19 protein-coding genes are annotated in these 19,419 nt (G+C 68.6%); 9 read left to right on the top strand and 10 right to left on the bottom strand.

From position 1 onward, the window contains the following. Window positions 1–2: 2 nt before the first annotated feature. Window positions 3–1,055, bottom strand: coding sequence for an SPFH domain-containing protein (locus tag U4012_RS12395; protein WP_321798830.1), 1,053 nt, complete (start codon window positions 1,053–1,055; stop codon window positions 3–5). Between the two features lie 26 nt (window positions 1,056–1,081). Next, window positions 1,082–1,468 (bottom strand): DUF350 domain-containing protein, encoded by a 387-nt coding sequence (locus U4012_RS12390; RefSeq protein ID WP_014898735.1) that lies wholly within the window; start codon window positions 1,466–1,468, stop codon window positions 1,082–1,084. 121 nt (window positions 1,469–1,589) lie between these two features. Between U4012_RS12390 and U4012_RS12385 the strand changes: the two genes are divergently transcribed. From U4012_RS12385 to U4012_RS12365, 5 genes are all read left to right on the top strand, one after another. Then, window positions 1,590–3,104 carry a polyamine aminopropyltransferase gene (locus U4012_RS12385; protein WP_321798826.1) on the top strand — a complete coding sequence of 505 codons (1,515 nt, stop codon included), beginning with the start codon at window positions 1,590–1,592 and terminating at the stop codon, window positions 3,102–3,104. Continuing rightward, a complete protein-coding gene (locus U4012_RS12380) occupies window positions 3,104–4,723 on the top strand; it encodes an FAD-dependent oxidoreductase (RefSeq protein ID WP_321798824.1) in 1,620 nt (539 codons plus the stop codon). The genes U4012_RS12385 and U4012_RS12380 overlap by 1 nt, the downstream gene beginning before the upstream one ends. Before the next feature lie 147 nt (window positions 4,724–4,870). After that, window positions 4,871–5,632 carry an N-acetylmuramoyl-L-alanine amidase gene (locus tag U4012_RS12375; protein WP_321798822.1) on the top strand — a complete coding sequence of 254 codons (762 nt, stop codon included), beginning with the start codon at window positions 4,871–4,873 and terminating at the stop codon, window positions 5,630–5,632. A gap of 50 nt (window positions 5,633–5,682) precedes the next feature. Further along, complete coding sequence (locus tag U4012_RS12370; protein ID WP_044847932.1) at window positions 5,683–6,072, top strand: lysozyme inhibitor LprI family protein; 390 nt, start codon at window positions 5,683–5,685, stop codon at window positions 6,070–6,072. Between the two features lie 300 nt (window positions 6,073–6,372). Next, window positions 6,373–6,861 carry a hypothetical protein gene (locus U4012_RS12365; RefSeq protein WP_321798820.1) on the top strand — a complete coding sequence of 163 codons (489 nt, stop codon included), beginning with the start codon at window positions 6,373–6,375 and terminating at the stop codon, window positions 6,859–6,861. 70 nt (window positions 6,862–6,931) lie between these two features. Here U4012_RS12365 and U4012_RS12360 read toward each other — a convergent pair whose 3' ends face one another. From U4012_RS12360 to U4012_RS12350, 3 genes are all read right to left on the bottom strand, one after another. Further along, on the bottom strand, window positions 6,932–8,278 hold the full coding sequence (locus tag U4012_RS12360) for a glutamine synthetase family protein (protein WP_044847930.1): 1,347 nt from the start codon (window positions 8,276–8,278) through the stop codon (window positions 6,932–6,934). Window positions 8,279–8,425: 147 nt separating this feature from the next. After that, window positions 8,426–8,983 (bottom strand): helix-turn-helix domain-containing protein, encoded by a 558-nt coding sequence (locus U4012_RS12355; RefSeq protein WP_044847929.1) that lies wholly within the window; start codon window positions 8,981–8,983, stop codon window positions 8,426–8,428. Between the two features lie 16 nt (window positions 8,984–8,999). Then, window positions 9,000–10,289, bottom strand: a complete 1,290-nt coding sequence (locus tag U4012_RS12350) for an FAD-binding oxidoreductase (protein WP_321798816.1) — start codon at window positions 10,287–10,289, stop codon at window positions 9,000–9,002. Between the two features lie 246 nt (window positions 10,290–10,535). Between U4012_RS12350 and U4012_RS12345 the strand changes: the two genes are divergently transcribed. The 3 genes from U4012_RS12345 (at window position 10,536) to U4012_RS12335 (ending at window position 12,283) form a co-directional block, all read left to right on the top strand. Continuing rightward, window positions 10,536–10,763, top strand: coding sequence for a DUF2945 domain-containing protein (locus U4012_RS12345; protein ID WP_321798814.1), 228 nt, complete (start codon window positions 10,536–10,538; stop codon window positions 10,761–10,763). Further along, window positions 10,760–11,338, top strand: a complete 579-nt coding sequence (locus U4012_RS12340) for a DUF488 domain-containing protein (protein ID WP_321798812.1) — start codon at window positions 10,760–10,762, stop codon at window positions 11,336–11,338. Before U4012_RS12345 ends, U4012_RS12340 begins: the two co-directional genes overlap by 4 nt. Window positions 11,339–11,545: 207 nt before the next feature. Then, window positions 11,546–12,283, top strand: a complete 738-nt coding sequence (locus U4012_RS12335; RefSeq protein WP_124485404.1) for a sulfite exporter TauE/SafE family protein — start codon at window positions 11,546–11,548, stop codon at window positions 12,281–12,283. Between the two features lie 179 nt (window positions 12,284–12,462). On the opposite strand, the gene U4012_RS12330 is transcribed toward U4012_RS12335, so the two are convergent. From U4012_RS12330 to U4012_RS12310, 5 genes are all read right to left on the bottom strand, one after another. Next, a complete protein-coding gene (locus U4012_RS12330) occupies window positions 12,463–13,041 on the bottom strand; it encodes an NnrU family protein (protein WP_044847924.1) in 579 nt (192 codons plus the stop codon). Window positions 13,042–13,127: 86 nt separating this feature from the next. Next, window positions 13,128–13,637, bottom strand: coding sequence for a TfoX/Sxy family protein (locus U4012_RS12325; RefSeq protein WP_321798808.1), 510 nt, complete (start codon window positions 13,635–13,637; stop codon window positions 13,128–13,130). Continuing rightward, window positions 13,634–14,743, bottom strand: a complete 1,110-nt coding sequence (locus U4012_RS12320; RefSeq protein ID WP_321798806.1) for a malate/lactate/ureidoglycolate dehydrogenase — start codon at window positions 14,741–14,743, stop codon at window positions 13,634–13,636. The genes U4012_RS12325 and U4012_RS12320 overlap by 4 nt, the downstream gene beginning before the upstream one ends. A 60-nt stretch (window positions 14,744–14,803) precedes the next feature. Then, a complete protein-coding gene (locus tag U4012_RS12315) occupies window positions 14,804–16,258 on the bottom strand; it encodes a M20 family metallopeptidase (RefSeq protein WP_044847921.1) in 1,455 nt (484 codons plus the stop codon). Between the two features lie 127 nt (window positions 16,259–16,385). Then, window positions 16,386–17,456, bottom strand: a complete 1,071-nt coding sequence (locus U4012_RS12310) for a nitronate monooxygenase (RefSeq protein ID WP_321798803.1) — start codon at window positions 17,454–17,456, stop codon at window positions 16,386–16,388. Window positions 17,457–17,884: 428 nt separating this feature from the next. On the opposite strand from U4012_RS12310, the gene adiC reads away from it, so the two are divergent. Continuing rightward, window positions 17,885–19,417, top strand: a complete 1,533-nt coding sequence (gene adiC, locus U4012_RS12305; RefSeq protein WP_321798801.1) for an arginine/agmatine antiporter — start codon at window positions 17,885–17,887, stop codon at window positions 19,415–19,417. Window positions 19,418–19,419: the final 2 nt, after the last annotated feature.

Raw genomic sequence — 19,419 nt, 5'->3', positions numbered from 1 at the left:
GCTTACCGGGTGAGCTTCGCGAGGATGTCCGCCTTCGCGCGCGCATAGTCCTCTTCGGTGACGAGGCCTTTGTCGAGCAGCGCCTTCAGCTGTTCGAGGCGTTGCACGTAATCGGTTCCTTCGGCCGGTGCGGCCGGCTGCGCGGCGGCAACCGGTGCCGCGACGGGCGCGGCCGGTGCGGCCGGCGCCGGTTGCGCGGCGCCCGCGATCTGGCCGGCCATCGCCTGCCCGATCGCCGCGCCGGCCGCGAGCCCCGCGCCGACACCCGCGATGCCGCCCGGGTTCTGCGCGGCCAGCGGAATCGCCTGCGCCGTCTGGTATTGCGTCGCGCGGGCGAGATCGCCGGCCATCCCCGCGCCGATCCGCAGGTCGAGCGCCTTCTGCAGCTCGGCCGGCAGCGACACGCTTTCGACCGCGAATGCATCGAGCGCGAGGCCGTAGCGCGTGAACACCGGCACCAGCGCCTCGGCGACGCGTTGCGACAGCAGCGTCTGGTTCGCGGCCATGTCGACGAACGGCACGTCGGCGGAACCGAACGTCGTGCTCATCGCGGTGACGACCAGGTTGCGCAGCTGCTGCTCGAGATCGTCGACCGTGTACTGCGCGCGCGTGCCGCTCACCTCGCGGTGGAACGCGGCCGCATCGACGATCCGGTACGAGTAGATGCCGAACGCGCGCAGCTGCACGAAGCCGAATTCGCGATCGCGGATCGTCACCGGCTGCGCGGTGCCCCAGCGCCGGCCGAGCTGCAGCCGGGTGCTGAAGAAGTAGACATCCGACTTGAAAGGCGACTGAAAGAACTTGTCCCAGTTCTTCAGGTACGTGAGCACCGGCAGCGTGCGCGTTTCCAGCTTGTACAGCCCGGGCTGGAACACGTCGGCGACCTTGCCTTCGTTGACGAAGATCGCGACCTGCGTTTCGCGCACGGTCAGCTGGCCGCCGTACTGGATCTCCTGGTCTTCCATCGGATAGCGCCAGGCCAGCACGCCGTCGGTGTCTTCCGTCCATTGCAGGACGTCGATGAACTGCTTGCGGATAAACGAACCCAGACTCATGTCGGTCTCCCAGGACGCGTGGCGTGTCAGGTCAGGCAGGCGGCATTGATGATGCCGACGACGAGCGACGCGGTGCCCATCAGGCCACCCATCGCGACGTTGCGATCCTCGATCGCATGGTTCATGCCGGGAATCAGGCGGGTCAGCACCGCGTAGGTGACGAGCTGCACGGCCATCGCGCCGACGGCCCACAGCACGACTTCGCCGAGCGTCGAATTGTGCGCGATGCTGGACGCGAGCGTCAGGCAGAAGCCGACCAGCGCGCCGCCGAACGACAGCGTCGCGGCCGCGTTGCCGTCGCGGATCAGCGCCAGTTCGTCGAACGGGGTGACCTTCAGGTACACTGCCGCGAACACGAAAAGCAGCACGAACGCCGACAGCAAATGAACCGCATAAAGATAGGCACTATTCATTCTTTTCCTCGGATTTTGTGCTCGGTTCGCCGCCCCGTCGCAGGCTGGCCCATGGCGGGCCACCCCACGAAAATCCGCGCCAGTATATCCACATTGACGAGCACTGCACAACGGACGCGCCATGCTGCATAAGCGCGCGCTCGTCCTGTCGATCCTCGTGCTCGCGTCGTGCGGGCTCGGCTACGAACTGATCAGCAGCGCGCTGTCGAGCTACCTGCTCGGCGATTCGATCCTGCAGTTCTCGTCGGTGATCGGCAGCTACCTGTTCGCGATGGGGATCGGCTCGTGGCTCGCGAAGTTCGTCGAGGACGACGACGTGCTCGACCGCTTCGTCGACATCGAGCTGCTCGTCGGCATGCTCGGCGGCGTGTCGGCAGCGCTGCTGTTCGCGGTGTTCGCGTGGCTGGCCGCGCCGTTCCGCGCGGCGCTCTATGCGCTCGTGCTCGCGCTCGGCCTGCTGATCGGGATGGAGATCCCGCTCGTGATGCGCGCGTTCCAGCAGCGCCGCCAGGCGTTCCGCCATACCGTCAGCGAAGTGCTGACCTTCGACTATCTCGGCTCGCTCGCCGTGTCGCTGATCTTCCCGCTCGTGCTCGCGCCGCGTCTCGGCCTGTTGCGCACGAGCTTCCTGTTCGGGCTGCTGAACGCGTTCGTCGCGCTGTGGACCACGCACCTGTTCCGCGCCGAGATCCGCAACGTGCGCGGCAAGCTGATGCGCGCGTCGCTCGTGATCGGGCTGCTCGTCGCCGGCTTCGCGCTGTCGGACCGCATCACGCACTGGGCCGAGCACGGCGTGTACGGCGACGAGACGATCTATTCGGAAACGACGCCGTACCAGCGCATCGTGCTCACGCAGTGGCACGACGACATGCGGCTGTACCTGAACGGCAACCTGCAGTTCTCGTCGCGCGACGAGCATCGCTATCACGAGGCGCTGATCCATCCGACGATCGAGGCGCTGCCGTGGGCGAAGCGCGTGCTCGTGCTCGGCGGCGGCGACGGCCTCGCGGTGCGCGAACTGCTCAAGCACCGCAATCTCGAACGGATCACGCTCGTCGATCTCGACCCCGCGATGACGAAGCTGTTCTCGACTTCGGCGCCGCTCGTGAAGCTGAACCAGGGTTCGCTAAAGGACCCGCGCGTGCAGGTGATCAACGACGATGCGGTGCGCTGGCTCGAATCGAACGCCGACGTGTACGACGCGATCGTCGTCGACTTCCCCGATCCGACCAACTTCGGGCTCGGCCGGCTGTATTCGGTGCCGGTGTTCCGGCTGCTCGCGCGCCACCTGTCCGAGAACGGCTATGCGGTGATCCAGTCGACGTCGCCGTACTTCGCGCCGCACGCGTACTGGACGATCATCGCGACGCTGCGCGAAGCCGGGCTCAACACCTGGCCATACCACTGCTACGTGCCGTCGTTCGGCGACTGGGGGTTCGTGATCGCCGGCAAGCGTCGCGACTTCACCGTGCCGACACGCTATTCGGTGCCGACGCGCTGGCTCGACGCGCAGACGGCCGCCGAGATGTTCCACTTCCCGGCCGACATGCCGGCGCTGCCGATGTCGCCGAACGAACTCAACGACCAGCCGCTCGTGCGCCGCTTCGACGACGACTGGAAGCACGTGCTGCGCTGATGGATCGCCGCACGTTCCTCGTCGCGTCCGCGGCGGCGTCGCTCGCCGCGTGCGGCCGCACCGGCTGGATCGAGACGACGCCGCGCGTCGGCTACCCCGGCATGCGCGAAGGCCATGCGCTGCGCGACCACGCGGCGCTGCCGCCGCCGTCCGGCACGATCGAGACCGAGGTCGCGGTCCTCGGCGCGGGCGCGGCCGGGTTGTCGTGCGCGTGGCAGCTCGCGCGCGCGGGGCACACACGCTTCGTCGTGCTCGCCGGTCCCGAATTCGGCGGCAATGCGGCCGGCGGCCGCTTCGGCGAACTCGGCTATCCGAAGGGCGCGCACTACCTGCCGCTGCCGTCGATCGAATCCGCGCATCTGCGCGACATGCTCGCCGATCTCGGCGTGATCGAAGCGGCGCCGTTCTCCGCGCAACCCGCGTACGACGAACGCGCGCTCGTGCACGCACCCGACGAACGGCTGTTCATCGGCGGCCAGTGGCAGGACGGCATCGTGCCGACGGCCGGCCTCGACGCCGGTGCGCTCGCGCAGCAAACGCGCTTCTTCGCCTACACCGACAGCCTGCGCTCCGCGCGCGGCGCGGACGGCCGCAAGGTGTTCTGCATCCCACTCGCGGAATCGTCGCGCGACCCGCGCTGGCGCGCGCTCGACCGGCGCTCGTTCAGGCAGTGGCTGCTCGACGAGGGCTACACCGCGACCGCGCTGCACTGGTACCTGAACTACTGCTGCCGCGACGACTACGGTGCGGGTTACGAGCACGTGTCCGCGTGGGCCGGCCTGCACTATTTCTCGTCGCGCGGCGGCCACGCGAGCGATGCGAGCGACGGCGCCGTGCTGACCTGGCCCGACGGGCTGCATACGATGGTGACGAAGCTGAGCGACTCGATCACCGCGCGCACCGGCTCGAACGCGTGGTCGCGGCACGGCTTCGCCGTTCGCGCGACCGAGCGCGGGGGCGGCGTCGACGTGCTGTGTGCGCGCATCGCCGACGACGGCACGCTGTCGACGTTCACGCTGAAGGCGCGGCGCGTCGTCAGCGCCATGCCGCTGTTCGTCGCGGCTCGCGTGTTTCCGCAGTTGCGCGCGTACGGCTTCGATCCTGCGCGCGACCTGCCGCCGCGCGCGCCTTGGCTCGTGTCCAATTTCCTGCTCGACGGGATGCCGGCCGAGGCAGCCGGCGTGCCGCTCGCGTGGGACAACGTCGTCTACGACGGCGCGGGGCTCGGCTATGTCGTGTCGACGCACCAGCTGATCCGGATGTCGCCGCCGACCCGCTCCGTGTTCTCCGCCTATCAGGCGTTGAGTACGCAAACGCCGGACGACACGCGCCGCTGGCTTGCCCAGGCAAAGCCCGATGCGTTGCGCGAACAGGCGGCGATCGACCTGCAGGCCGTCTACGGACGCGAACTGTGGAAGCACGCGACGGCGCTCGAGATCACCGTGCGCGGCCACGCGATGGCGACACCCGATGTCGGCTTCCTGAGCCGGCCGGGGCTGCTCGCGCTGCGCGATGCCGACGGCCCCGTCGTGTTCGCGCATGCGGACCTGTCCGGACTGTCGCTGTTCGAGGAAGCATCGTACTGGGGCATGCTCGCGGCCCGGCGCGTGCTCGCCTGAGCGCCGATTTCCGGCGCGCGCGACGCCGCGCATTCCGTCATTGCGGCGCCGCCGGCAACCGCTATAATCGCGCGACATTCCGACTGCATTGAGCAGGCCGACGGTGCGCGCCATACGACGCGCCGCATACCCTCCTCGACAACAACAATGACAAACCGAACCCTTCGACGCCTTCGTCCGTTCGTGCGCGCCGCCGCGCGCCTGCTCGCATGCGTCCCGCTGTTTGGCGCGCCGCTCGCGCTGCATGCGGCCGATGCGGCGGGTCCGGACGCACAGCCGGCCTCCGGCCGCTACGTCGTCGTCGACACCGGCCATACGCCGGCCCACCCGGGTGCCACCGGCGCAAGCGGTCGCGTCGAATACCGGTACAACCTCGACCTGTCCACCGCCGTCGCGCAGACGCTCGCCGCGCACGGCGATCGCGTGCTGCGCACGTCGGCCGACGGCCGCGAGATCGCGCTCGACCAGCGCTCGACGCAGGCGCCGGACGCAAATCTGTTCGTGTCGATCCATCACGATTCGATGCAGCAGCAGTTCATCGACGCGGGCCGGCAGCGCGACTTCCGCGGTTTCGCCGTGTTCGTGTCCGAGCGCAATCCGCACTACGCGGAAAGCCTGCGTTGCGCGAACGCGATCGCCGAGCGCCTGATCGCGGCCGGCGAACGGCCGTCGCTATATCACGCGCAGCCGATCAAGGGCGAGAACCGCCCGCTGATCGATCCGCAACTCGGCATCCACCGCTTCGACGATCTCGTCGTGCTGCGTACCGCGCCGATCCCGGCCGTTCTGGTCGAGGCGGGCGTGATCGTCAATCCCGACGAGGAAAAGCGACTCGCGCAGCGCGAGACGATCCAGCGCCTCGCCACCGCGATCGCGGGCGGGATCGACGCGTGTTCGGCGGCCAGGTAAAGGCGACGCCAGTTGGTTTCAACGGTTTTCACCCAGTGAGGAGCACCACAATGATGAAGAAGAATCTGCTCGTTTCCTGCGCGCTGCTCGCGCTTGCCGTGCCGTTCTCCGCGCAGGCGGCCGGCTGCGGCAAACCGCGCAGCGCGTTCGACCAGGTGTACTGCAGCAGCAACGAGTTCTCGCAGGTCGACCGCGAACTGAACGACGAGTACGGCCGCGTGCGCAAGCAACTGAGCGGCGACCAGCAGGCGAAGCTGAAGACCGGCCAGCTCGCGTGGATGAAGCGGCGCGACGACCGCTGCAGCGAAACGCGCGACGACGGCTATCTCGTGAACCTGCAATGCGCGATCGACTTCACGCAATCGCGCCTGTCGTTCCTGCGCGAACGCGAGCGCGAATGCTCGAGCACGGGGTGCGTGACAGCGAAGCTCGGCGAATAACCATGCCGCCGGCGCTGCGCCGGCGCGCTACGGACGAACCGGGGATGGCCGCGTTCGGCCATTCCCGTCATTCGGCCCTTGACCTGCCATCTCGTCCGCATGCTCGTCCCCGTTCATGCCGCGCTTGTCCGCGACCCGGCATTGTGTGGCACCCCGAACGATCGTCCCGTGCCGTCCTCCCCCTGACGCCCCGCCACACCTTCGGTCCATTTCCCGCCGCGTGCGCCGCCGATATCGTGCTCGTGTCCATTCGCATCGCGGACACATCCCGACCGACCGATATCGAACCGGAGGCACATCATGCAATACGCATACCGTGGTGAAGACAACGCCCACGCGGGCAAACCCGGCCGCACGCCGGCGGACGTCAAGGCGGCAGGCGGCTTCGCGCCGTGGCAGGCGAAAACCGTCGACGACGCGAAAAGCAATCTCGTGAAGCTCGTCACGACCGGCACGCTCGCGCAGCAGGCGCAAAGCTGGTGCATGTACAAGAACAAGGAGAATGGCTGGTTCTTCAGCACCGGCACGGACACGCAGACGGCCTACGACAACTACGACTTCTTCTATCGTCTCGCGATCGACGGCCTGAAGAAGGTCGACTGGAGCGTGTTGAAAACCGACGTCAAAAGCATGAGCCTGTACCTGAACGGAACGACGCTCGACGACTCGACGCTGATCGCCGTCGTGTGGTCGGTGCGCCCGACGGAATTGCTGGTCATGACGCCGGTCGCAACCGCAGCCGTCGAAGTGAAGGACGGCGAGCACTGGAACGCCTTGTCCACGTATTGAGCGGATTCGATCGCAAGCGACGATGCAAGCCGATTGCGCGTGGCCCGCGGCGGGGTCACGCGTGATGTCATCACAGGAACCACCGATACTCGCGCGCCCCGATCTCGTTGCGAAAATCCAGCTCCTCCTGCCGCTTGTTCTCGCAATACACCATCACGAATTCACTGCCGAGCCCGTCGCGCACGGCCGCGTGATCCTGCATCGCCGCGACGGCCGACAGCATCTCCTTCGGGAAATCGATCCCGCTGCCGCGATCGTCGTTGAGCGGCGCGATCGGCTCGATCCGTGCGTCGAGCCCGTGCTCCATCCCGGACAGGATCGCCGCGAGCACCAGGTACGGATTCGCGTCCGCGCTCGCGAGCCGATGCTCGATGCGCAGATTGCGCGCATCCGATTCCGGAATCCGGATGCACGCGTCGCGATCCTCGAAGCCCCAGCTTGCACGGCTCGCCGCGTTCACCATCGAGCCGTAGCGGCGGAACGCATTGTGGTTCGGCGCGAATACCGGCATGCAGTGCGGCAGCAGCGCGAGGCAGCCGGCCACCGCATGCCGCAGCGGCCGCTGCGCGTCCGCCGCGAGCAGGTTGCGGCCCGCGTCGTCATACAGGCTCACGTGCACGTGCATCCCGCTGCCCGGCGCATGCAGGTACGGCTTGCCCATGAAGCTCGCACGATAGCCGTGCTGCAGCGCGACGCCGCGCGTGCTGCGGCAGAACAGCGCCGACCAGTCGGCCGCGCGCAGTGCGTCGTCGGTGTGGCCGAAGTTGATCTCGAACTGGCCGGGCCCGAGCTCGGCCGTGATCACCGTCGCGTCGACGCCCTGCTCGCGCGCGGCCTCGACCATCTCGTGCAGCACATCGGAAAACCGCGACAGGCGTTCGATGTGCATGTTCGGCTGGTCGTCGCGGTCGTCGCTCAAGCGGTCGCGCGGATACTGCGGCAGCCCGTCCGCGAGTTGCGCGGCGAACAGGTAGAACTCGAGCTCGAACGCGACGACCGGCCGGATGCCGCGCGCCGCGAACCGCCGCAGCACGCGCGCCAGCACCTCGCGCGGCTCGAACTCGATCGGCGCGTCCGTGCCGTCGGAGCTGATCAGCATCTGCGCGAGCGGCTGCCGCTCCCAGCGCACCGGCTTCAGCGTGCCGGGAATCAGGCGACGCGGCGCGTCGGGGTCGCCGTCGTTGAAGCAGTAATCGCCGATCTTGTAGAGGCCGCCCTGCGTGCCGAGCAGCACGCAGTTCTGCGGCAGCTTCAGCAGCGAGCCCGACGCGACCTTCTCGAGCGCATCGATCGGATAACGCTTGCCGTAGAAATGGCCCGGCAGGTCGAGACAGATCAGGTCGACATAACGGATCTCGGGATGCGCCTGCCGGAATGCGCGGACTTCATCGACCAGCACGGGAACGACGTCAGCCATGTCTCATCCTTTCCATGTCTTGTATGACGGTGCCGCGGCGCGGCGAACCGGACTCATCGGCATGCGGCACGCCACATGCCCGATGTCGATCAGTACTGCAAACCAGCAGCACGGCGCGACGATCCGTGGGACCGCCCGCCGGCGAACTCAGGTGAACACCCAGATCACGCGCGCCGGCGCGTCGCCCAGGTTCGCGTAACGAAACCGCTTGTGCGCGGGAAGCTGGAATGCGTCGTTCGGGCCGAGCGTGACGGGCGTGTCGTCGCCGTCGATCCAGATCGTCAGCTCGCCTTCGAGCACGAAGCCGCCCTGCTCGTCGCTGTCGTCGACGGAGCGCTCGCCGCTGCTCGCGCCGGGCGCGAGATGGCTCTCGAGGATCGAGAAGCGCGAGCGCATGTTCGGCGACACGAGGATGTCCGTGATGCCGGCCGCGTAATACACGGTGCGCCGCTCGTCGGGCCGCGTGACCCACGGCACGCTGCGCGGCTTGCTCAGGCTGTAGAAATACGTCGTCGGCACGCCGAGCGCCTCGCCGATCGCGGTGAGATCCGCGACCGTCGGGCGCGACAGCCCGCGTTCGACCTGCGACAGAAAGCCGACCGAGCGGCCAATCCGTTCCGCGAGATCGTTGAGCGTGACCTTGCGATGCTTGCGCAGGTCGCGGATCAGGATCGCCAGACTTTCTATCTCTTCCTGTTCGTTCATGATGAGTTCCGGTACGTCAGACGGTATCGCGCAAACGGTACCAGGCCTTGCCGATCGCTTCCAGCGGCGCGGCGAGGCGGTCGCCGCCGGGAAAGCGCGGGTTGCGGATGCGCTGGTACTGCGCGAGCAGGCGATCGTCGCCGAGCACGGCATCGGCGACCGCGCGCGCGCCGGCGAGCGTCGGCAGCACGCCGTGCCCCGAGAAGCCCTGCAGCCAGAAGCGCTGGCCGCGGCGGCCGATGTCGGGCGTGCGACGCATGCTGATGTCGATGTGACCGCCCCACACAAAGTCGAGCGGCACGCCGGCCAGTTGCGGGAACACGCGTTCGAGATGCGGGCGCGTCGCGGCCGCGATGTCGGCCGGAATCCCGCCGAGATACGTGCAGCCGCCGCCGAACAGCAGGCGGTTGTCGGGGCTCAGGCGGAAGTAGTCGGGCACGAACTGGTTGTCGATCACACAGCTGTTCTGCGGCAGCAGCGAGCGGGCGACGTCCGCCGAAAGCAGCGCGGTCGCGACCTGGTAGGTGCCGACCGGCAGCAACCGGCGCGACAGCTCGGGATCGAGCCGGTCGACGTACGCGTTGCACGCGAGCACCAGCACGTCCGCGCGCACTTCGCCGTGCGCGGTGCGTGCGACGTGACCGCCGGCCGTCTCGCGACAGTCGAGCACGCGGCTTTGCTCGAAGATGCGGCCGCCGGCCCGTTCGATCGTTTGCGCGAGACCGAGCGCGAGCTTCAGCGGATTCAGATGGCCGGCCTCGGGATCGTAGAGCGCGGCGAGATAGCGCGCGCTGCCGATCCATTCGGGCATCTCGTCCTGCCCGATCACGCGCAGCCGGTCGTAGCCCCAGCGCTGCGCGGCTTCGTCGCAGGCCTGTGCGAGCAACGCAACGCGACGCGGCCGCACCGCGGCCCACAGGCTGCCGGGCCGATAGTCGATGTCGAAGCCGTGCCGCGCAGGCAGTTCGCGCACTTCGGCCGCGGCCCAGCGCATGCTGTCCCACAGCATGCGCGCGCCGTCGCGGCCGAGCGAATCCTCGAGCGGCTGCATGTCGCACGACCAGCCGAGCAGCGCCTGTCCGCCGTTGCGGCCCGATGCAGCCCACGCGACGCGGCTCGCTTCGAGCACCACGACGCGCCTGCCCGCGAGCGCCAGGCGCAACGCCGTGTGCAGCCCGCTGAAGCCCGCGCCGACGACCAGCACGTCGGCGTCGATGCGTTCGTCCAGTTCGGGACGGCGCGGGATCGGCGCCGGGTAGGTGCCGGCGTAGTAGCTTGCGACGTGACGGTCGGACTGCACGAACATGCGGGCTCCCGTGAAATTTCAGTCGGCTAATTTCATGAAAAATTAGCACGTCAATTTCACGGAGGCAAGTGGGAGGATGGGATCGTCGTCGTTGGGAAAATGAAGGCTCGCAGGGCGCCGGCACGACGCTTGCGCCCGCAGTCCGGCACGCTCCCGCCGCCTGTATCTTTTTCCATGCCCGGCCAGCGCCGATAACGCGTACGGCAACGACCGACGACACCGCACCGATGCAAGGGGGCTCCCCGCATGACGACGCCATTCAAGCCGGGCGACCACGTCCGCTGGAATTCCGAAGCCGGTTACGTGACCGGCACGATCATCGCGATCCACACGCAGGATCTCGACTACAAGGGTCATCGCGAACACGCATCGCCCGACAATCCGCACTACGAGATCAGGAGCGACCGCACCGACCACATCGCCGCGCACCGCGGGCACGTGCTCGAACGCGTTGCCGGCAAGGACGATTCGTGACGCTCCCGTTCTACACGATCGGTCATTCGAACCGCACGCTCGACGCGTTCATCGAGATGCTCGACGCGTCCGACATCGCGCTGCTCGCCGATATCCGGAAGATGACGCGTTCGCGCATGAATCCGCAGTTCAACGAAGCAACGCTTCCCGGCGTGCTGGCCGCGGCCGACATCGCCTACGAGCACATCGCCGCACTCGGCGGCCTGCGAGGCAAGTCGCTCGGCGTGCCCGACGACGTCAACGACTTCTGGACGAACCGCAGTTTCCATCGCTACGCCGATTACGCGCTGTCGCCCGAGTTTCGAGCGGGCCTCGACCAGCTGATCGCGCAAGGGCACCGGCAGCGCAGCGCGATCATGTGCTCGGAAGCCGTGTGGTGGCGCTGTCATCGGCGCATCGTGTCCGACTACCTGATCGCGCGCGGCGAAACGGTGCTGCACATCATGGGCAAGAACCGCGTGGAGCCCGCGCGTCTTACTGCCGGCGCGGTGATCCGGGACGACGGCACGATCGTCTATCCGGACGTCGAAGGCCATGCGCCAGCGGAAACAGCCGACACGCAGCCGAACGCGTGACGCGACACCGGTCGGGTGCGTGACGGCGTGACGGCTCAACGGTGCGAGCGCGTCGTGCCCGACGCAACGCCCCACGTCGATCGCCCGCGCCCCCGCACCCCCGCAACGCTATGCGCCGGCCCGCTTTGCGCCGCCGCGATCCTGCATTACCATCGGGCGTCCGCCGCGCGTACCCGCGCGCCCCGCCACTTCTCCGCTTCCGCACCCATGCTCGCCCTCATCATCGTCGCCGGCCTGTGGGCCGGCCTGCAAAACGCCCTCGCGGGCGGCGGCTCGTTCGTCACGCTGCCCGCGCTGATCGTGTCGGGAATGTCGCCGCTCGCGGCGAACATCACATCGACGGTCGCGCTGTTTCCCGGCCAGGTCACGACAGGCTGGGCCAGCCGGAACATGGTGCGCGGCGCGGGCAAGCTGTCGTTTCGCGCGCTGTTCGCGATCAGCGTGGTCGGCGGCGCGCTCGGCGGCCTGCTGCTGCTGAAAACCCCGTCGTCGATCTTCTCGCACCTCGTGCCGTGGCTCGTGCTGTTCGCGACGGTCGTGTTCGCATGGGGCAGCTTCTTCCGCAAGACCGGCGCCGGCACGCAGCATGTCGGCCCCGTCACGGCCGCGATCTCGCAGTTCCTGATCGCGATCTACGGCGGCTACTTCGGCGGCGGCATCGGCTTCCTGATGATGGCCGCGCTGACGATGGCCGGCCTGTCGCCGCGTCACGCGATGTCGACCAAGAACGCGCTCGCGGGCGTGATGAACGCGTCGGCGGTCGTGCTGTTCCTGACCTCGCCGCACCTGCACTGGCAGGCGGCGATCGCGCTCGGCGGCGGCGCGATCGTCGGCGGCCTGCTCGGCGCGTGGGCGCTGCACCGCGTGAACGAACGCGTGCTGCGGATCGCGATCGTCTGCATCGGCGCCGCGCTGACCGTGGGGCTGTTCGTCAAGCCGATCTGACGCACGCGCGCCGATCGCGCCGACGGCACGCATGCCGCCGGTCGCGACGAACTCGCCATCGATGGGCAGGTGCGTCGAGCGATGGGGGGCAATGCGCCCGCCTCGATGCCGCGGGCGGATTCGCGGGCGCGGCAGGCGGCTTGCGCGCCGCGCTCGTCAATGCTTGCAGGCGCGCGCGTTCAACCGAACGGCCGCACGCCGATCAGCGGGCCGTGCAGGAACCAGGCGAAGACGGCCCATACGACGAGTCCGGCGACGATCGTCACGGCATCGCCCGACAGGCTGCCGGCCGGATAGCGGACGCCGTTGCGGCGATCGCGCGCACGCCACACGACGAAATCGACCAGCGACCACACGAAGAATGCGCCGAACAGCACGACCGCGTGCAGCGTGCCGTTCGCGAGCAGGTGCGCGATCGCCCATACCATCACGCCGGCCACCATCGGATGGCCGACGAGCGTCTTGATGCGGTTGCGCGGCACGTAGGATGCGGCGATCAGCACGAACGCGATCGCGGTCAGCATGCCGGTGAGATGGCGAACGCCGACGGGCGACACCCACAGCAGCGTCCCGCCCTGGCGCGCGATCCCGTAACCCCAGATGATCAGCACGAAGCCGACGATCGACGCGATCGCATAGGGGCCCTTCCAGCGTTTCTCGCCGATCCGCTCGATGGTCGCGGATCGCCAGCCGTCCGCGACGATCCGAATCGAATGCACACCGAGGAAGATCGCTAAACCGAGAATCAGGACGAGCATCGGTTGTCTCCGTCTGGAACGATGAGTGGGGAATCATTCGCGCGGCTTTCGATGCGCCGTTCGCGAGGCCGGCGACACGGCCGGCGCTACGGTTGCTTGCGCTTCGCCACGGATTTCGTGGCCGGTTTCGAAACAGGTTTCGGCGCCGCTTTCGCGGATTGTTTCACAGACGCTTTCGCAGCCGGCGTCGACGCAGCTGCCGTCTTCGGCTCCGCAGGCGGCTTCGGCGCCGCCTTCGCCTTCGCCTTGCGCTTCGGCGCCCCCGCCAGCAACGCCGCCCGATACGCGCCGCGGCACCAGTCGAACAGCGCGCCCGCATCCTCGAGCACGTCGGCCGGCGTTTCGTAATAACCCTCGAGCGCAACGGTGCGCGTGGGACGCTCATACGAGAACGGCCCCATCCCCGCCGCCACGAACGCGGGACGGTTCACGTCGTCGACGCGCAGGAACAGCGACCCGCGCGACATGAAGCCGAACATCACGCCGTCGAGCCGCATCGCGGCGCCGCTGAAGAACCGTGCGACCTCTACCTTGCCGAGCGGCGCGAGCCGGTACGCGATCTCCTCGCCGTGCGCCTTCTCCGATTGCCAGCTCATGCGGGCTCCGTGCAGCGCTGTGTCCACACGTCGAGTTCCGCGTCGTCGAAGCCGACGGCCGCCGCGCTCTCGCGGATCTGCCGCCACGTCGCACGATCGACCGGAATGCCGTCCACGCCGCGCGCGGCGCGGCTCGCCGCCTCCGGCTCGCCGGGCATCCGCACCGGCGCATCGCCCGCCTGCGGCGACGCCTTCGCCCATTCGACGAACGCATCGGCTTCGCGCTGCGCATCGGCCGCATCGAACGCGTCCGGATCGATCAGCACCGACAGCATGCCGTTGACGATCGCGCTCGTCTTCTGCAGCGTGTCGCCGTAGGTCGTATGCCCGCCGACCAGCGCGCCGCCGAAGATCTCGCACATCGCGGCCAGCGCATACCCCTTGTGCAGCCCGAACGGCAGCAGCGCGCCGAACGGCTGCTCGTGCATGACGGCCGGATCGTCGGTCGGCTGGCCGCGATGATCGATCAGCGACCCGGCCGGCACGCGCTTGCCCTGGTTGTACGCGACCCGCGTCTTGCCGTAAGCGATCGCGCTCGTCGCGAAATCGAGCAGCAGCGGCGGCCGCCCCGCGCGCGGATACGCGGCGCAGAACGGATTCGTGCCGAAGCGCGCATCGGTGCCGTGCAGCGGCGCGACGAGCAAGTCGCCCGGTACGTTGACGAAATGGAACGACACGAGCCCCGAGCGCGCGCACTGCTCGGCCCAGTGCCCGATGCGGCCGAGGTGATGGACGTCGCGCAGCCCGATCGCACAGATACCCATGCGCCGTGCCCGCTCGATCCCTTCGACCAGCGCCTCGAATGCGATCACCTGGCCGAAGCCGCGCCCGCCGTCGATGGTGAGCACCGCGCCGCCGTCGCGGACGATCGACGCGTGCCCGTTCAACTGCAACTGCCCTTCCCGCCACGACGCGACGTAGTTCGGGATCATCCCGATCCCGTGCGAATCGTGACCGGCCAGATTCGCGCCGACCAGGTGATCGGCGACGAGCCGCGCCTCGCGCTCGCTGCTGCCGGCCCGCTCCCAGAGTGCCGCGACGAACGCGTGCAGCGGTTCGGCACGCATGCGCAGCGGGTCGGTATCGGGGGTCGGCAGCGCGGTCATCGGCAAGGCTCCGTCAGGTCGGGTTGGATCCGGTCGGGTCGGGACAGACAACGCGAACGCTCAGCGCGCGGACGCGATCACGTCCGCCACCGCCGCGGTCAGCTTCTTCGCGTACGGCACATGCAGGAACTCGTTCGGGCCGTGCGCATTCGACTTCGGCCCGAGCACGCCGCACACCATGAACTGCGCGGACGGGAAGCCGGCCTGCAGCACGTTCATCAGCGGGATCGTGCCGCCGAGGCCCATGTACGCGCAGTCCGCGCCGAAGTGGCGGCGCGACGCGGCGTCGAGCGACGACGCGAGCCACGGCGCGAGATCCGGCGCGCTCCAGCCGGTCGCGGCGCCCGCATCCGGCTTGAACGTGACCTTCGCGTTGTACGGCGGATCGAGTTCGAGCAGTGCCTTCAGCTGCTGCACGGCCTGAGCGGCATCGACCAGCGGCGGCAGGCGCAGCGACAGCTTGAACGCGGTGCGCGGACGCAGCACGTTGCCCGCGTCGGCGAGCGCCGGCAGGCCGGCCGCGCCCGTCACCGACAGCGACGGACGCCACGTCGAATTCAGCAGCGCCTCGCGCGGATCGGTGGTGGTCGGCAGCACCGGCTTGCCGTCCGCGCCGCATGCCCACGGCAGCCCCTTCCACACGGCGTCGCCGAGGATCGCGGCGGCCGCGTCGGCTTCGCGCACGCGGCTGTCGGGAATCTCGCAATGGAACACGCCCGGCAGCAGGTTGCCGTTCTTCGCGTCTTCCAGGCGCTCGAACAGCTGGCGCATCACGCGGAAGCTCGACGGCGCGATGCCGCCGAACACGCCCGAGTGAACACCCTCCTCGAGCACCTCGACCTGCAGGTCGCCGGACACCAGCCCGCGCAGCGACGTCGTGAGCCACATCTGGTCGTAGTTGCCGGCGCCCGAATCGAGGCACACGACGAGCGATACCTGGCCGAGCCGGTCGCGCAGCGCATCGACGTACGGCAGCAGGTCGTAGCTGCCCGACTCCTCGCAGGTCTCGATCAGGCCGACGCAGCGCGGGCGTTCGACGCCCTGCTCGTCGAGCGCGCCGAGCGCGGCGAGGCTCGCGTAGATCGCGTAGCCGTCGTCCGCGCCGCCGCGGCCGTACAGCTTGCCGTTCTCGAACTTCGGCGTCCACGGGCCGAGGTCCGCGCGCCAGCCGTCGAATTCGGGCTGCTTGTCGAGGTGGCCGTACAGCAGGATCGTGTCGGTGCTGCCCGAGCGGGTTGCGGGGGTTTCGAAGAAGATCACCGGCGTGCGGCCGGGCAAGCGCACGATCTCGAGCTTCAGGCCTTTCACCGGCTGGCGTTCGGCCCACTGCGCGGCATCGGTGACGACCCGTTCGAGATAGCCGCGCTTCGCCCAGTCGGGGTCGAAGGCGGGGCTCTTCGCGGGAATCGCGATGTAGTCGGTCAGTGCGTGGAGGATTTCATCGTTCCACTTGCGCTCGACGAAGGTAACGAGCTTGTCATGGTCGAGGACGGGGGTAGTGTCGACGGAGGTCATGGTGGGGTGCCTGGATAGGGCTGACGAAAAACCGGATGATACGCCGATGGCCCCGCCCCGGGGCGCTTTCCGTGACCGTATTCAGGGCCCGTTCGAGCCCGTTTCCCGCAGCGCGTCGCGCCCCCGCTCAAACGGCCTGCGGGAATGCGTCGCGCAACCCCGCCGCGCACGCGATCGCGTCGTCCCACAGCCGCCGGGTCAGCGCCCCGGCATCCTCTTCCCGCGCGAGCGCCGCGGCCTCGCCCGACCACAGCAGCGAGAAATCGTCGCGCCCCTGCCGCTCGAACGCGCCGCGCAGCGGATCGACCGCCGCCGTCGCGAGCGGGAACGCGGGCGCAAGCGCGCTCATCGGCCCCTGCTCGCGCATGAAGCGCGTCAGCAGGCCGCGTCCGGGGCGGCCCGTGTAGAGGTTGGTCACGCGCGTACCGTCGTCGCGTGCGGCCCGCAGCGCCGCGCGATGCTGCGCCGAGCGGCCGGCCTGCGGCGTCAGCAGGTAGCCGGTGCCGATCTGCACCGCGCGTGCGCCGAGCGCGAACGCGGCCGCGATGCCGCGGCCATCGGCGATCGCGCCGGCGGCGATCACCGGCGCGCGCACCGCGTCGACGATCTGCGGCAGCAGCGCGAACAGGCCCGGCTGCGCGTGGATGTCGTCGGTCAGGAACATCCCGCGATGCCCGCCCGCCTCGGCGCCCTGCGCGACGATCGCATCGACGCCGCGCGCGTCGAGCCAGCGCGCTTCCTCGACGGTCGTCGCGGACGACACGATCAACGCGCCCGTGCGCCGCACCCGTTCGAGCAGCGCTTCGTCCGGCAAACCGAAATGGAAGCTCACGACAGCCGGGCGCAATTCCTCGACGACCGCGCACATCGCGTCATCGAACGGCGCGCGACCGGGGCCGCCCTTCACGCCGGCCGGATCGAGCCCGGCTTCCGCGTAGTAGCCGGCCAGCGCCGCGCGCCAGCGCGCGTCGACCTCGGCATCGGGCGCGGGCGGCGCATGACAGAAGAAGTTGACGTTGAACGGCGCCGGCGTGCGTGCGTGGATCGCCGCGATCTCGTCGCGCAACTGCTGCGGGCCGAGCGCCGCGCATGCGAGCGAGCCGAGCCCGCCCGCCTCGCAGACCGCAATCGTCAGCGGGCTCAGGGAACCGACCATCGGAGCCTGGATCAGCGGCAGGCGGGAAGGCAGCATCGTCATCGGAATCACCGTTCGGTAGAAGTAATCAATGGCGCGGGCGGGCGCATTTCGAGCGCTCGATAATAACCGACTGATTCAATCAGGGTTTGCCGACTCACTCAGCCCGTAAATTGAATTAACCGGTTCGGCAAAAATCGATTATCCGTTCAACCTGCCCCGCATCTCGCCTTCGCCCCGGAACCACCGGCCGGACGGGCCAGGCAGGCCACCCGCCCCGATGCAGCCACCTTCAGCCGCGCCAAAGCGTTTCACCCTTTTCAATGATCGACATCAATACTCAAGATATTAAATGGCCTCGCTTACCCTTATTAAACTTCATTAGGCGATAAGATGCTGTCGTTCAATAAAACGACGATCCACTCCGGAATCGTCGACCGGCGCCGGGCCGCGCCACCTCAACCGCATCACGACCATTCAAGGAGCCTCGCATGTCCGATGCCAGCTCGTCCTCCTCCCGTTCCGCCGCCGCGCCAGCCGCGACCGCCGCGCCGAAAATCGGCGTCATCCCCGCCACGCTGATGGTCGCGGGCAACATGATGGGCTCCGGCGTATTCATGCTGCCCGCGAACCTCGCCGCCACCGGCGGCATCGCGATTTTCGGCTGGCTGATCACCGTGGTCGGCGCCGTGTCGCTCGCGCTGGTGTTCGCGAAGCTCGCGGCGATCGACCCGGCCGCCGGCGGCCCGTATGCGTATGCGCGCAAGGCCTTCGGCCCGTACATCGGCTACCAGACCAACCTGATCTACTGGCTCGCGAACGTGCTCGGCAACGTCGGCCTCGCGGTCGCCGGCCTCGGCTATCTCACGCACTTCTTCCCGGTCCTGCACGACCCGCTCGTGTTCGCGCTCGCGCAGATCTTCGTGATCTGGCTGTTCACCTACGCGAACATCCTCGGGCCGAACGTGGTCGGCCGCGTGCAGTCGGTCACGACGATCTTCGCGCTCGTGCCGATCCTCGGGATGGCCGTGTTCGGCTGGTTCTGGTTCAGCAAGGACGTGTACTTCGCCGGCTGGAACGTGTCGGGCGCGAGCAGCTTCAGCGCGATCGGCGCGACGCTGAACTTCACGCTGTGGGCGTTCATCGGCGTCGAGAGCGCGTCGGTGTCGGCCGGCGTCGTCGAGAACCCGTCGCGCAACGTGCCGATCGCGACCGTCGGCGGCGTCGTGCTCGCGGCCGTGTGCTACGTGCTCAGCTCGACCGTGATCATGGGGATGATCCCGAACAAGGCGCTGCTCGCGTCGAGCGCGCCGTTCGCGGATGCCGCGCGCCTCGCGCTCGGCGACACCGCCGCGAACGCGGTCGCGATCTGCGCGGCGCTCGGCTGCCTCGGCTCGCTCGCGGGCTGGACGCTGCTGGTCGGCCAGACCGCGAAGGCCGCGGCCGACGACGGCCTGTTCGCCGGCGTGTTCGCCCGCGTCAACTCGAAGAACGTGCCGTCGGCCGGCCTCGCGATCGTCGCGGTCATCATGTCGGTGCAGGTGCTCGCGACGATGTCGCCGAGCGCGAGCGAGCAGTTCGGCAAGATCGCGTCGATCGCGGTGATCATGACGCTCTTGCCGTACATCTACTCGTGCATCGCGATCAAGGTGCTCGGCTACGGCAAGATGCCGTCGCACCAGTTCACCTTCTACACGATCGTCGGCCTGATCGGCGCCGTCTACGCGCTGTGGGCGATGGTCGGCTCCGACGGCCAGCAGACGCGCTGGTCGCTGATCTTCGTGATCGCGACGATCGTGTTCTACGAGCTGTCGATCAACCGCCAGCGCGAAATCGAGGAAACCCACGTCCATCCGGGCGGCCGCTCGCCGCGCTGGGTGCGCTACCTCGCGCTCGGCGTGACCATCGTCGCGCTCGTCGCGGCCTTCTGGATCTCCGTGGGCCGACACGAGGCCGCCCGCCTTCACGCACGCTCGCCGGCCGCCGCAGCAGGCATCCCGGCAACTCAACAAACGGGGGAATGACC

Source organism: Burkholderia sp. BCC1988, assembly GCF_905339895.1.
In the GTDB taxonomy this organism is placed as follows: Bacteria; Pseudomonadota; Gammaproteobacteria; order Burkholderiales; family Burkholderiaceae; genus Burkholderia.
This window is presented reverse-complemented; position numbering and strand designations above follow the sequence as displayed.